The organism is Bacillota bacterium (assembly GCA_036504675.1).
GTDB lineage: Bacteria > Bacillota > Sulfobacillia > JAJYWN01 > JAJZPE01 > DASXUT01.
The window spans coordinates 1-13932 of the sequence record DASXUT010000097.1; the positions used below are offsets into that span (position 1 = coordinate 1).

The following is a 13932-nucleotide window of genomic DNA, read 5'->3' on the forward strand; positions in this document are numbered from 1 at the left end:
CCAGATTGCCGTCCATCGCCGCCCGTATTCCATCGATCGCGCCGGAAAAGAGGGCGTCCAGGACCGGACTCTCCAAGGACAACCGGACCTTCGGTTCCTCGGGCGGCGCCCCCACTGATGCTTCGACCCGGCCATTCTCGAATTTGATGAAGAGGGTCAGGTTGTAGTCGGTGAGCTCAAAGGCCGCTGACAGGGATTGTCCCCCGCACCCACCCCTGATGGCCTCATCGGCCCTGACCGCCTCGGCCATCTTCTCCAGGACCTTCCTGGCCTCTTCCTTGGAGGCGTAGCCCGCCACTTCCAGCCCTCCCGAGGTCTACTTTTGTTCGCCGTCCGTTGGGTCGGCGGCCTGTTCACCTGAGGAAAACGGCTCCGAAGACGAGGGCTCCGACGACCACGATGGCCTGGTGGACCTTGAGGAAGTAGGCCAGCCCGAAGGAGACCACGGCCACCGCCCAGTAGACCGGCTTGCCCATTGACTTGGGCCACATGTCGATGATCAGCATGGCCAGGAGGACGATGACCACGGGCTTAATGGCGTTGATCATCCCCTGGACGGGACGGAGATCCTTGAACTTGACGAACAGGGCCCAGAGGAGGATCATCGCCAGCATCGACGGGAGGACCACCCCGAGTTCCGCGACGATGACCCCGGGCCACCCGCTGACCTTGTACCCGATGGACCCGGCCAGCTTGGTGAAGATCGGGCCGGGTAAGGCATTGGCCATCCCGAGCATGTCGGTGAACTCGTCCATGCTCAACCAGTGGAAGTTGGTCACCGCCTCGATCTGGATCAGGGGAATCGACGACGGTCCGCCGCCGAAGCCGAGCAGACCGATGCGAAAGAAGGCCAAGAAAAGGGACCAAAGGTTCAACCTGATTCCTCCTCCGAGTGGAGCGGTGCGGTCAGGCCCGCGGAACAGTAGCGGCGGTCCTCTTCTCACGGGCGAAGGATAGGGTGATTGCCCCCAGGACGCTGGTGGCGGCGGCGACGTAGAAGGCGACGACGAAGCTTCCGGTCTGATGGGCGATGAACCCGGTGATTGCCGGGGCCAGGACCATCGAAGCCGTGGCCGCGAAGTTGAGGGCGCCGAAGGCCGAGGCGTAACGTTCCGGCGGGGTGACGTCGGCAATGATGGCCATGTAGAGTGGGTCGATGACGAGCTTGCCGGTAAGGCCATAGATAATCAGAACGGCGGCCAGGAGGGCCGGGCTGAGCGGGGCGACGATGGCGGCGAGGGCCACCGCCGAGATGGGGATGAGGATCATCGCGATTGGCTTGCGTAGACCCAGGCGGTCGGAAAGCCGCCCATAGAATAGCCCGCCGGGGACCGAGGTGAAGGCCATCAGGGTGGAGATGTTGCCGGCCAGGGACCCGGAATAGCCGCGAACGGTCTGCAGGTAGTAAGGCAGCCAGGTGAGGATCACGTAGAAGGAGTACATCGTGAAAAAGGCGGCGCCCGAAGCGGCCAACAGGTTCCGTCGGTAATACGGACTTGCCGGCGGCGCGGTTGGCGCGGGCGATGGTGCCCCGTCGGCGACCGCGGCGGCCTTCCCCTCCCTGATGACCAGGCCGAAGAGGGCCCCGACGATCAGGGTCAAGGCCCCCAGGGCGACGAACGGGGCCCGCCAGGACAGCCCGAGGCTGTAGACGAGGGTCCCGGACATGATCAGGCCCAAGGACATTCCAAAAGCCATGCCGGAGTTGATGATGGCCATCCCGAAGCCGCGCCGGGGAACCGGTATGCTCCGCGAGGCCAGGGCGTACTGAGGTGAGAAATAGGAGGCCTGGGTCGCCCCGGTGAAGACGCGAAAGGCCAGGAAGGCACCGGGTCCGGGGGCGAGGCCGCTGGCCGCCGCCCCGATGCCATGCAGGAGGTAGCCTGGGACGAGCTGCTTCTTCAACCCGACCTTCTCAGCCAGCCAGCCGAAGGGCACCTGAAGCAAGGTGTAGGTCAGGAAGAAGGCGGAAGTGATCAGGCCCAACTGGGTCTCGTTCAGAGACCACAGCGTGCCAAGGGGTTCCAGCAGCGGCGAGAGCACCGTTCGGTTGGCGTACATGAATACCCAGCCCAGGAAGAACAGGGACACCAGCACCCTCCAGTCGGTAGAGCGACCGGTGCTCCCCCTGGCTCGACCCTGCAACTCCGCGCCTCCGCGGCTCGTGGTCACGGCTTTGGTCGAGCCTCCAGTCCATCGGACAGGGCTAGGGCGGACAGCAGCTTCCGGAGCAAGGCGGCCAGGCGGGCGCGGTCGTCGCGACCGAGGGAGTTGGCCAGGCGGTCGTGTTCCCGGCTCAAGGCCTCGCGAACCTCCCAGACCTTCTGTCCCTTCTCGGTCAGGCGGACCCGGGTCACCCGCCGGTCCACCGGGCTTCGCTCCCGGTTCAAATAGCCATCTCGCTCCAGGCGAACGGCCAACCCGGTGACGTTGCCTTTGGTGCAGCCCAATCGTCGGGCGACGGTGGTCAGGGTGGCCTCGCCGCTCTTATGGACCTCCAGGAGGAACTGGTACTGGGCGGCCGTCAGGCCGTGGGCCAGCCGCAGGAAGGACTCGTCGCGGCGGGCGGCCAATGACGCAGCCGCCTGCAATAACGGCACCACGCTGTCCGGCAAGGTCGCCAGGGACTCCTGAAGCCGCCACCCCAGGTCGGCCGGCAGCTCTCTCCGCCGATGGCCCGCAGGCTCGACGCTCACCCGGGTCGGCCTTGGTTTAGGCATTTACGTTCTCCCCAGTATCGCTTTATGCTTCAACCATGTCGGGTTTAACGCCCCGGCCATGGCCCGCGGGTCAGAGCAGAGTTTCGCGGTCGGGCCGAGAATCCCTGCCTGCCTAAGGGGTCGAAGCTGGGTTGGCCGGCGGGCGGGGGGCGACGAGAAACCCCTCCCGCTTCACGGGAGGGGTTCGCGACGGGGGATGGTTCGCGCCACGCGATCATTGGATTCTCCGGGCCATTCCTTCCTTGAATCGCCGATCAACGTTTGAGGATACCGTTGTCCTTGGCCACCTGCCACGTGCTCATGGCCGAGGCCGCGACGACGAAGCCATTGAGGAAATCGAGCAGGGCCGTCTGCGGGTTGAAGGTCTTCTCGACGATGGACAGGGCGAAGAGGATCACTTCGGCGACAATCAGGACCAGCCAGCGCGTGGGGAGGTTCTTGAGCCCGGGCAGATCTTTGGCGACCTGGACGATGACGTTGGTGGCCAGGACGATCCCGGTGAAGGTACCCAGGAACTGAAGGGACAGGAATTGGTCCAAGCTTCTCCCCCCTTTCCTCAAATCCTATGCGATGAGGATCGGGGGCTTGACTGGTATCGTTGGAAGCGCGTTAACATAATTTGGGTTATCTCAACTACTCCCGCCCGCCCTGGTCAGACCAAGACCCTCTTCCATCGTCCGCCCTTGAAGCGGGTCGAGATGAACAGCGACCGGACAAGCTGGTCGGCGGCCATCGCCCACCAGGCGCCGGCCAGCCCCCAGCCGAGGACCTTGACGAAGGTGAAGGACAGGACGACCCGGAACCCCCAGACCCCGATAGCGGTCGAGATGACCGGCCAGGTCGTATCGCCGGCCCCGCGCAACCCGCCGGACAGGATGAAGGCGGTCGACTGGGCCGGCTGGATGATGGCCACGACCTTCAGGGCAATGCTGCCGAGCCGGATGACCTCGGGGTCGGCGGTGTAGAGCCTCATGATCAGGGGACCGCCGAAGAAGAAGAGCAGTCCCATGGAACTGGCGACGATCATCCCCATCAGGCGGGTCTCGTAGGCGCTCTTCTCGGCCCAATCCGGCCGCTTCTGGCCAAGGCACTGGCCGACGATGGTGGTGGCGGCGATGGAGAAGCCAAGTCCGGGCATGAAGGACAGGTTGGTGATGTTTATGGCGATCTGGTGGGCGGCATAGACGATGGTCCCCAGCCCGGCGACGATATGGTCGAGAAGAGGATCATCCCGGCCCGCATGATGAACTGCTCGGCCGCCGCCCAAAGGCCGATCCGGAGGATGCGCCCGATCATCACTCGGTCGAACTCGAAGCGCTCGCGCCAGGACAGCCTGATGCAGGAATTGCCGCCGAAGATGACCCTCAGGACGAGGATGGCGGCGATGAACCGGGCGGCGATGGTGGCCAAGCCGGCCCCGGCGATGCCGAGCCGCGGGAAACCGAGGTTCCCGTAGATGAGGAGCCAGTCACCGATGATGACGACGACGTTGGCAACGACGTTGACCATCATCGGGGTCCGGGTGTCGCCGGCCCCCCGGAGGATGGCCGAAAGGCTCATGCTGATCGTGCTGAAGATCATCCCGATGCTGATCAGCCGCATGAAGACGATCCCGAGGGGGATGACGTCCGGCCCCGCCCCCATGGCCGCGATGACCCACGGCGCCGAGAGGTAGCCGGCCAGGGCCGTGCCCAGGCCGAGGATGATGGTGATGATGAGGGTCTGCCGGGCGGCCTTGCGGGCCTGCTCGACGTCGCAGGCGCCGATGGACCGGGCGACGATGGCCGTCGTCCCGACGTTGAGGGCCATGAACGCTGCCAGGAAAAGAAAAATCGGCTGATTGGTGAGGCCGACGGCGGTCGTCGCGGCCGCCCCGAGATGGCTGACCATGATCATGTCGACCATCTGGACCAAGGTGATCAGGAATTGCTCGATGATGGCCGGTCCGGAGAGGCGGATGATCTGGGCCCGCAGGGCCGCCCGGGTCGGCTCCCCGGCGGCGATAAAACGCGTCGACGGAGGGGCCGGCCTGGTCGCCGCCGCGGGCCCGAGGCCTGGCTCGACGACTGCGCCTTCGCCTAATGGTATCTCCGGTGCCGCGGCCATTCTCAAGTCTCCCAATCAGCCAAGTGGATTCTTCTGCCGACAGACAGGGCCACTTCCATCAACTCATCTTGGTCAGCCGCCGAATATCGGCTAGTCTGCCGATTGTTTCTGGACACAAAATGATTCTAACACTCGCCTTTCCAGCCGGTCAAGAAAGAGCCGACGCCGGTTCTTAATCGGCGGCTCGCGTCGCCGACCCTCGCGTCGCCGACCCTTGCAACCCGCTCGACGCTGGTGTATCATGTTCTGCGCGGCCGGCTGCGACGTCCGGTCACATTGACTCAGGCCAAGAAAGACCTTATAATAGTAGCGTCGCCAATCGGGGTGTAGCGCAGCTTGGTTTAGCGCGCATGGTTCGGGACCATGAGGTCGGAGGTTCAAATCCTCTCACCCCGACCGAAAAGCCGGGTTCGTCAACTGACGAACCCGGCTTTTTTTGTCCTCTTCAAGCCTGCGGAGCCTTGGCCTGGATCGACTCGACGGCTCGGGTCAGGATATCGTGGTTGTTCGGGTAGGCCGAGATGGCCACCGCCTCATCCAGGCCGTACCACCTGGTGTCCTTGATCTCACCCAGGAGCGGCCTGGCCTGGTCGCCGTCGAGGGCCCGGACGAGATAGTAGTAGACGGTCTTGTCGATCAGGCCCCGGGGACCGCCGTGGTACTTGTAATGGGTCTCGCCGAGCGTCGCCTGGATCTCCCCACGGACGTTGGTCTCCTCGCCGATCTCCCGGATGGCGGCCTGTTCCGGGGTCTCCCCCGCCTCGATGAGCCCTTTGGGAAAGGTCCAGCGGGAGTAGGAGTCCATGATCATCAGGATCTCGGCCCGGCCGCCGGGGCTGAAGCGGTAGACCACCCCTCCGGCTGAGACTTCACGATTCACTCTCGACCACCCCAATCCTACCGTTCAATGTGCACATAGACGATGCCGTCATCGTACTCGATGGTCCCCGCCGAGGCGACCACCTTGACCCCCGGGCCGGTCAGCTCGAGCCGCTGGTGGAAGCGCCCGTGCTCGGACGCGGAGAAGGGCTCGTGATCGACCGTGAAGGCCAGATCCCGGGGGGGCACGACGACGGTGAAGGTTCCCCCGCCGCGGTCCTCGACCACCGGCAATCCGGCGAAATCGAGCATCGTTTCGCGATAGAAGAAGGTGCCCCGTCGGCGATGGAGGCGCCGGGTCTGGTCGATCCGCTCAACGCCCGCGGCATCTACGTCGGAACCGGTCATCCGCACCCGGCTAAGGTCGAAGACAAAGCGCCGGCCACGCTGGCCGAGGACGGAGTCCAGGAGCGACTGCCGCCGGGCTTCTTCCTCATCGGCGAAAGCCCGCTCGTCATCATATTGTGCGGCGTAGGCGTGATTCTCTTGCGCTTTCGCCAATAGCCCAGGGCCCGCCGCGGGTTGGAAGGCGGCCACTTCGGCGAGAGTGGCGGTGAGCGACGCCCCGGCCCCCAGGACCCGAGCCGGCCACCTCGGTTCGAGCACGTCAAGGAGGTGGGCGATAGCCGAGCCGGTCAGGACAAAACGGTCGTAGGTCGCGCCTTCGCCGCGGGCATTGATCGACTTGAGCCGCTCGAGCCGTTTCTCCAGGAGCGCCCCGCCGTAGTCCAGGCGCTCCCGGCCGAGAAGCTCTCGCCACTCACGGCTCGATCGATATGGCGCCTGGCTGCCAAAATCCAGGAGGCGGTCTTCCACATAGGTGGCCGGGCCGGCGCAGAGTTCGACCGTTTCTTCGTATTGGGCCATTTCCCAGGGCAGGCCAGCCCGCCTGGCCTGGCGGACGGCCAGGAATTCGCGGGCAACGGGGGCCAGCGCTTCGCGGACCACCTCAGGCTGTCTGGCCGAGGCCATCGCCTCGAAGAGGACCCGCCCTTCGAGGTTGCCGAGGGCGTTGTTCTCGGCCGACAGGTCCGGGTAGGCATCGGCCATCGCGGTCAGCGGCGGCACGATACCCAGGCCCTCCTGATGGCGGTGAAAAGCCTCGCCCGCCAGCTCGGCCAGGAAGGCCTCGCTCCGGTCAAGGCCGGATCCGAAGGCGATGGGGACGACGACGGTCTCGAAACCGTTGATCTCGCTCGATCCCGTCCGTCTGAGCTTCCGGAGCTCGCCGTGATAGCCGTAGACCCGCCCCAGGGAATCGCCGGCGTTGATGACGTAGAACTCGGCCGGCGGGAACGGGTGATTGACCAGGAAGGCACTGCCCGATGGCTTGTAGAGCAGGAACGGGATGGTCGAGGGGTCCCATCCCGGCCACACGGGCGCGGCCGCCCGGGCCAGGGCGAGGAGTTCGCGCAGGCAGACCAGGGCTTCGGTCTCATCTTGGGTTAGGGCTAAGTCGGTTGGGGTCATGCTTTCACCTATTCTGGCGCCGCGGCGATTTCCCTGCGTTCAAGAGCCGGTCGACGACCATGGCCACGGCCTCTTCGCTGAACGGTACGACCAGCTGGGCCGCGGTTTTGACCCAGTCTGGGGCATTCTCCATGGCCACTCCGAAACCGGCCCAGCGGATCATCGAGCCATCCAGGCTACCGTCGCCGAAGGCGGCAACCTCGCCCCGCTCGTAGCCGAACCGCCGGCAGTGGCGGGCCAGCGCCTCGCCCTTGTTGACCCCGCCCTTGATGATGGTCATCCTACACGACGGGGTGCCGACGTCGTGGATGTACATCTGCAGGGGCCCGTACTCGCCCGTGTCCGGACCGGCTTCCTCCCCGGCCGACATCCCCCCGAACTCGGCCTGGAAGGCTTGGACGGCCTCCCAACCGAAGGGCACCATCTGGGTCGGCGGGCGCATCTCGGTCAAAAGTAATTCGGCCAGGTCGGGCACCAGGTGTTGCGGGGCCATGGGCACGCCGTCGCGCCGGATCATTTCATACACCCTCTCCGCCGACGGCTCGGAGTACATGACCTCGTCGACGTGGGCCTGGAGCGGCAGTCCGGCCGCATGGGCGAACTTGGCCAGGCGCAAGGCGAGGTCGAAGGGCACCGGCCGGTGCTCGTCGACGGCCCCGTCGGGAGCGACCACCTTGGCCCCGCAATAGCAGTAGGTCAGCCCACGGAGACCGAGTTCAGCCACGAACCGCTCGGCCGAGCCGCCGAACCGGCGGCCGGTGACCAGGATGACCTCGATCCCTCCGGCCCGGGCGGCGTCGATGGCCTCCCGGTTGGCCTGGCCGACTTTCTTGTCCCGGCCGACGAGGGTGTCGTCGATGTCGATGGCGATCAGCCGCGGCCTCATGGTCCGACCCCGCGCTTGGATTCGGCCCCGCGCTCGGCCCGCCGGCGCCGCCCGCCGGCGATGATGTCGGAGAGCTGGATAGCGACCACCCCGCCGATGACCAGGGCCGCCCCGCCGAACTGGATCCAGGAGACCCGCTCGCGCAGGACGAAGTAGGCCAGGAGCATCGCCGTCACCGGTTCGAGGTTGGCGGTGATCGAGGCCTTGCCGGTCTCGACCATGGTCAGTCCATAGAGGTAGAGGCCGTACGGAACGATCGTCGAGATGACCGTCGTCGCCAGGAGCAGCGGCCAGATCTTCACGGCCACCGCCACCTGCGTGCCGGCGGTGGGAAACCACAAGGCCAGCAGGAAGAGGCTGCCGAAGGCGAAGGAGTAGAGGAGCGACGTCCAGGTGTCGTAGCGCTCGTTGGCTTTTCGCCCGAAGAAGCTGTAAAGGCCATAGGTCAGCCCGGCCATCAACCCGGCGGCGATCCCCAACCCGTTCAGCTCGGTGCCGGACAGGTCGTAGACTCCCGAGACCAGGGCGCTGCCGACGACGGTAAGGACCAGGGACAGCCATTTCACCCGGGTGATCGGCTCGTGCAGAAAGACCCTTGACAGGACCACCACGTAGGCCGGGGCGGTGTAGAGGAGGATCCAGGCCACCGTCACCGAGGTCTTCTGGACCGCGTAGAACAGGCAGAAGTAGAAGACCCCGATGCTGACCAGCCCGAAGAGGGCGAAGAAGGCGATGTCCCTGACCCTCACCCGGAGGAGCCGCGGTCGGATGACGGCGATGGCCAGGAAGATCAGCACGGCGGAAAGGGCCGGCCGGAGGGCGGCGTACGTCAGCGGCGTCGCCCCGGCGGCGAAGACATAACCGGTGATCAGGCCGATGATGCCCCAAAGGACGGCGGCCAGACTGATGAAGGCGTATCCCAAACCAGGGGAACGGGGCATTGACGCATCGGCCTCCGGTTGGCTATAGTTAGTGGGGGCTCACCCAGGAAAGGATGATCGATCCTCAAATGGATATCGTTTCCCGCCTAACCCGCGAACTGTCGCTGGGACTGACGCAGGTCCAGAACGCTGTCAAGCTGTTCGACGAGGGGAACACCATTCCCTTTGTCGCTCGTTACCGCAAGGAGCTCACCGGCGAGATGGACGAGAACGTCCTCCGCGACCTTTCCGAGCGCCTGGGCTATCTCAGGAAACTCGAAGAGCGCAAGGAGGAGGTCATCCGGCTCATCGGCGAGCAGGGCAAGCTGACGCCCGAGCTGGAGGCGAAGATCGTCGCCGCCGATTCCCTCCAGGAAGTTGACGACCTCTATCTGCCTTTCCAGCCAAAGCGGCGGACACGGGCGATGATCGCCCGGGAGCGCGGGCTCGAACCCCTGGCGGCGCTGCTCCGGGCGCAGTCCCCGGAGATGCCTCCGGCCGAGGAGGCGGCGGCCCCCTTCGTCGACCCGGAGAAGGGCGTGCCCACGGCGGAAGCGGCCCTGGCCGGCGCGATGGACATCGTCGCCGAGGAGATCTCCGACGAGGCCGAGGTCCGCAAGGAGGTCCGCGGGCGGACGTCCGCCGAAGGCACCCTGGCGGTGGTCATCGCCGACCCGACCCAGGCCCAGGCCAAAGAGGCGGCCGTCTACCAGATGTACTTCGATTACCGCGAACCGCTGGCCAAGATGCCCCCCCATCGCGTCCTGGCGATCAACCGCGGCGAGCGCGAGGGGGCCCTCAAGGTCAAGCTCGAGGCGCCGCGGGAGACCCTCGTCTACGACCTGCAGCGGCGAGCGGCAAAGGAAGAACGGTCGGCCGCGGCGCCCTTCCTGAAGCAGGCGGCCGAGGACTCATACGACCGCCTGATCTCGCCGTCCATCGAGCGCGAGGTCCGGGCCGAGCTGACCGTCCGGGCTGAGGAGCAGGCGATCAGGGTCTTCTCGCTCAACCTGCGCAACCTCTTACTGCAGCCGCCCATCCGCGGTCGGGTCGTCCTGGGCATCGACCCGGCCTACCGGACCGGCTGCAAGTGGGCCGTCGTCAGCGAGACCAGCAAGCTCTTGGAGACCGGGGTCATCTACCCGACCGTCCCGCAGAACGACGTCGCCGGGGCGACCGCCGTGGTCAAGCACCTCCTCAAGAAGTACAAGATCGGGGCCATCGCCATCGGCAACGGTACGGGATCGCGGGAGACTGAGGCTTTCGTCGCCGACATCCTTCACGACCTGCCGGACCCGTCCGGGCTGGGCTACGTCATCGTCAGCGAAGCCGGGGCTTCCGTCTATTCTGCCTCAAAGCTTGCCGGGCAAGAGTTTCCCGAACTCGACGTGTCGGTCCGGGGGGCCATCTCGATCGCCCGCCGGCTCCAGGACCCGCTGGCTGAGCTGGTCAAGATCGAGCCCAAGGCGATCGGCGTCGGCCAGTACCAGCACGACGTGGATCAGGGCCGCCTGGAGGACACCCTGGGTGGAGTGGTCGAGTCGGTGGTCAACTCGGTCGGCGTCGACCTCAACACGGCCTCCCCTTCCCTGCTCTCCTACGTGGCCGGGGTGACCGCCTCGGTGGCCAAGAACATCGTCGCCTACCGCGACAAGGTCGGCCATTTCGCTTCGCGTGAGGAACTGATGGAAGTCTCGCGGCTCGGCGAGGCCACCTTCACCCAGTGCGCGGGCTTTCTGAGGATTCCCGGCGGGAGTCACCCCTTTGACAACACCTCGGTCCACCCGGAATCCTATGAGGCGGCCGAGAAGTTCTTGAGGAAGTTCGGGTTCAGCCCCGAGGACGTCGGGACGGCCCGCTTGGCCCTGATCAAGCTGAAACTGAAGGGGGTCGACCTGGCCAAGGCGGCGACGGACATCGGGGTCGGCCTGCCGACCCTGCGCGACATCATCGACGCCCTCGAAAAGCCCGGCCGCGACCCGCGGGACGAACTGCCCAAGCCGCTCTTCCGGACCGACGTCCTGACCCTCGATGACCTCAAGCCCGGGATGATCCTCAAGGGAACCGTCCGCAACGTGGTCGACTTCGGGGCCTTCATCGACATCGGGGTCAAGCACGACGGCTTGGCCCACGTGTCCGAGCTGTCCGACCGCTTCGTCAAGCACCCGGCCGACGCCGTGGCCGTGGGCGACGTGGTCAGGTGCCGGGTCCTCGGGATCGACCTGCAGAGGAGCCGGATTTCGCTGAGTCTCAAGGGGTTGCCGGTCGAGCAGTAGAGGATCGCGGGAACGTCGGCGAAAGCCGGCCCGTCCCCTTTGGGGGCGGGCCTTTTGTTTTGGCGGCAAGACGACGGGTGCCCGCACCATACGGCGCGGGCGCCCATCAGCGGAGGAAAGTGGGGCCTGGCAGGGGGGTCGTGGCAGGCATGGGGGGGTGTTACAGACCGAACCGGAGGCGGGTCGACCGGCCTCCGAACGGACTACTTGATACTGGTGAGGAGCCCGACGACCAGGGCGGTGCGCTCGGGAAGGCTGTCGATGACCACGTGCTCGTGGAGGGCGTGGCTTCCCGAACCCCTCGCCCCGATGCCGTCCAGGGTGGGCACCCCGAGGTGGGCGGTCAGGTTGCCATCGCTGCCGGCGCCGGTGCCGCCGGCCGGGATGGCGAAACCGAGCTCGGCCGCGAAACGCTCGGCCGTCGCGTGCAATCTCTGGGACGCCGGCAGGATGGGCATCGGCGGGCGGTTGACCCCGCCCTTGACGGTCAGCGTGGCGCCCTTGCCGATCGGCGTCAAGGCCTGGGTGAAGGCGACGACCCGATCCATCTCGGGGTCGGTGGCCGCCCGGTAGTCGACTTCGAATTCCGCCTCGGCGGCGACCACGTTGACCCTCGTCCCGCCGCGGAAGACTCCGATGTTGACCGTCGTGCCGGTGGACCGGTCGGCCAGAGCGATCAGCCGCTGGGCCTGAGCGCAGAGCTCATGGACGGCGCTGACCCCCTCGTCCGGCTCGGAGCCGGCGTGGGAGCTCCGGCCGCCGGCTCGGATGGTGAACTGGGCCACACCCTTCCGCCAGAGCTTGACTCCCCCGTCCTCGGGTCGGCTCGGCTCGAGGACCAGGACGCCCTGGCTGCGCCGGGCTTCCTCTTCGATGTGGGGGCGGGAGGAGAAGCTGCCGACCTCCTCGTCCGAGTTGTACAAGAAGACCACCCGCGTCCCCTCCAGGGCCACCGGGAACTCATTGATTGCCCGGATGGCCCAGAGGGTGTCGACGATGCCGGCCTTCATGTCGAAGGCCCCCGGCCCATAGAGCTTGCCGTCCTCGATGCGGACGGGTCGGCGGGCGAGCTCGCCCAGGGGCCAGACCGTGTCCATGTGGCAGAGGACCAGGACCTGTGAGGGACCGTTGCCGATGACGGCCCGGACGTGGTTGCCGAACCGGCCGCCATCGATGATTTCCGTCCGTGCTCCCAGGCTTTTCAGCCGCTCGGCGAGGGCCGCCGCCAGGCGGTCGGTGGCCGCCTTCTCGGTCGACGGTGACTCCATCTCGACCAGCCAGCGCAGGTCGGCGGCCATTTCCGCCCGGTGAGACCGGAGGTACTTCAAGAGGGCTCGTATGTCCACTGTCGCACCCCTCCTAGGACACCGTTGCCCGGCTGTCCGCCGGCAGGTACGCGGGACGATTGACCAGCTTTCCGTCCTTGAAGACCGCGGCCACCTTGGCCGCGTTCCTGATGTTGACCAGGGGACTGGCCTCCAGGACGAGGACGTCGGCTTTCTTGCCGGGCGCCAGGACACCGATCTCGGCCCCGGCCGCCCCGAGGGCCTCCGCCGCCCGGGAAGTGCAGGCTAGGAGGGCTTCGACGGGGGTGAACCCGGCCTTGACCGCTTCGTCCAGGATGACCATGAAGTGGCCGTGCGGGGCGTAGGGGTTCCCGCCGGAATCCGACCCCAGGACGATCTTGACCCCGGCCTGGCGGGCGATCCGCAGGGTCTCGGCGGCCCGCGACCGCAGCGGCAACATCCGGCGGGTCCAGTCGGGGTCGATGTTCGGGAACATCGCCTCGTGCCCGGGAGTCATGACCATGACGACCCCCTTCTCCGCCATCATCTCCGCCGCTTCCTGGTCCAGAAGGCTGGCGTGCTCGACGGCGTCGACCCCGCCCAGGACGCAGCGCTTGATCCCGGTGGCCCCGTGGGCGTGGGCGCAGGCCTTGCGCTCGTTGCTGTGAGCGACTTCGGCCGCCGCCTTGATCTCGTCCACCTCGAGCTGGGTGGCGTTGAGGCTCTGGCCTGGAGTGGCTCCCCCTCCGGTGACCATCAGCTTGACGAGGTCGGACCCGTTCTTGATCTGCCGCCTGGCCGCCTTGCGGAACTCGGCCACTCCGTCGGCCTCGTCGGCGATGACGTGGCAGTGGCCGCCGGTGGCCGCGATCATCTTCCCGGAGACGATCATCCGCGGGCCGGCAATCAGGCCGGTCATGATGTGCCGTTTCAGCGACACGTCCATGTAGTTCCAGCCACCCGTATCGCGGGCGGTGGTGACCCCCGAGAGGAGCGTGGTGGCGACGCTGTTGACGGCTTCAAAAGCCAGCTTGTCATGAGGGTCGGCGTACAGCTTGAAAAGGCTCTCGTGCCCGTTGAAGGCCAGGTGGGTGTGGCTGTCGATGAGGCCCGGCAGGACGAACTTGCCCTGGAGGTCCAGGGTGGTCTCGAAGGGGCCGACCGCCGCCTCCCCACCAGGTGGCCCGACCCACTCGATCCGATCGTCCTTGAGGACGATCGCTTTGGTGGCCGGCGCTGCCCCGGCCTCGGCGGTGAAAACCAAGCCGCCCTTTAGCAGAATGCGTCCCAACCAGGATCCCTCCTTGTCCTGGGGAGGGCCCGAAGCCCGGGCTCTCAGCAGGTCCATAGTCAAGCGCTCGTTGAAGGGCGGTCCGGCCTTGATCGGCC

At 66.4% G+C, this 13932-nt stretch carries 14 protein-coding genes and 1 tRNA gene; 2 read left to right on the forward strand and 13 right to left on the reverse strand.

Features of this window, described 5'->3' with window-relative positions; translation table 11 throughout:
* The 7 genes from VGL40_07475 to VGL40_07505 all read right to left on the reverse strand — a co-directional run.
* The coding region (locus VGL40_07475; GenBank protein ID HEY3315099.1) for an SCP2 sterol-binding domain-containing protein at nt 1-298 on the reverse strand (298 nt) is incomplete at its 3' end.
* A gap of 55 nt (nt 299-353) precedes the next feature.
* Entirely contained in the window at nt 354-875 is a 522-nt protein-coding gene (locus VGL40_07480; protein ID HEY3315100.1) for a chromate transporter, read from the reverse strand.
* Between the two features lie 31 nt (nt 876-906).
* Nucleotides 907-2091 (reverse strand): MFS transporter, encoded by a 1185-nt coding sequence (locus tag VGL40_07485; GenBank protein ID HEY3315101.1) that lies wholly within the window; start codon nt 2089-2091, stop codon nt 907-909.
* Nucleotides 2092-2168: 77 nt separating this feature from the next.
* Nucleotides 2169-2720, reverse strand: coding sequence for a MarR family transcriptional regulator (locus tag VGL40_07490; protein HEY3315102.1), 552 nt, complete (start codon nt 2718-2720; stop codon nt 2169-2171).
* A gap of 254 nt (nt 2721-2974) precedes the next feature.
* On the reverse strand, nt 2975-3259 hold the full coding sequence (locus VGL40_07495; protein HEY3315103.1) for a hypothetical protein: 285 nt from the start codon (nt 3257-3259) through the stop codon (nt 2975-2977).
* 113 nt (nt 3260-3372) lie between these two features.
* Nucleotides 3373-3987, reverse strand: coding sequence for an MATE family efflux transporter (locus VGL40_07500; GenBank protein HEY3315104.1), 615 nt, complete (start codon nt 3985-3987; stop codon nt 3373-3375).
* The gene (locus VGL40_07505) at nt 3879-4826 is read right to left on the reverse strand and encodes an MATE family efflux transporter (GenBank protein HEY3315105.1); all 948 of its coding nucleotides are present in this window, start codon (nt 4824-4826) and stop codon (nt 3879-3881) included. Before VGL40_07505 ends, VGL40_07500 begins: the two co-directional genes overlap by 109 nt.
* 320 nt (nt 4827-5146) lie before the next feature.
* On the opposite strand from VGL40_07505, the gene VGL40_07510 reads away from it, so the two are divergent.
* A tRNA-Pro gene (locus VGL40_07510) sits at nt 5147-5222 on the forward strand.
* Nucleotides 5223-5271: 49 nt separating this feature from the next.
* Here VGL40_07510 and VGL40_07515 read toward each other — a convergent pair.
* Genes VGL40_07515 through VGL40_07530 form a run of 4 tightly spaced genes read right to left on the reverse strand, consistent with a single transcriptional unit; the run spans nt 5272 to nt 9002 of the window.
* Nucleotides 5272-5706, reverse strand: a complete 435-nt coding sequence (locus tag VGL40_07515; GenBank protein ID HEY3315106.1) for an NUDIX hydrolase — start codon at nt 5704-5706, stop codon at nt 5272-5274.
* 17 nt (nt 5707-5723) lie between these two features.
* On the reverse strand, nt 5724-7175 hold the full coding sequence (locus tag VGL40_07520; GenBank protein ID HEY3315107.1) for a hypothetical protein: 1452 nt from the start codon (nt 7173-7175) through the stop codon (nt 5724-5726).
* Between the two features lie 4 nt (nt 7176-7179).
* Complete coding sequence (locus tag VGL40_07525; protein ID HEY3315108.1) at nt 7180-8061, reverse strand: HAD family hydrolase; 882 nt, start codon at nt 8059-8061, stop codon at nt 7180-7182.
* Nucleotides 8058-9002, reverse strand: coding sequence for an EamA family transporter (locus VGL40_07530; protein ID HEY3315109.1), 945 nt, complete (start codon nt 9000-9002; stop codon nt 8058-8060). Before VGL40_07530 ends, VGL40_07525 begins: the two co-directional genes overlap by 4 nt.
* 68 nt (nt 9003-9070) lie before the next feature.
* On the opposite strand from VGL40_07530, the gene VGL40_07535 reads away from it, so the two are divergent.
* The gene (locus tag VGL40_07535; protein ID HEY3315110.1) at nt 9071-11257 is read left to right on the forward strand and encodes a Tex family protein; all 2187 of its coding nucleotides are present in this window, start codon (nt 9071-9073) and stop codon (nt 11255-11257) included.
* A 203-nt stretch (nt 11258-11460) separates the two neighbouring features.
* On the opposite strand, the gene VGL40_07540 is transcribed toward VGL40_07535, so the two are convergent.
* A complete protein-coding gene (locus VGL40_07540) occupies nt 11461-12603 on the reverse strand; it encodes a M20 family metallopeptidase (GenBank protein ID HEY3315111.1) in 1143 nt (380 codons plus the stop codon).
* Between the two features lie 13 nt (nt 12604-12616).
* The gene (locus VGL40_07545) at nt 12617-13834 is read right to left on the reverse strand and encodes an amidohydrolase family protein (GenBank protein ID HEY3315112.1); all 1218 of its coding nucleotides are present in this window, start codon (nt 13832-13834) and stop codon (nt 12617-12619) included.
* Nucleotides 13835-13932 lie beyond the last annotated feature (98 nt).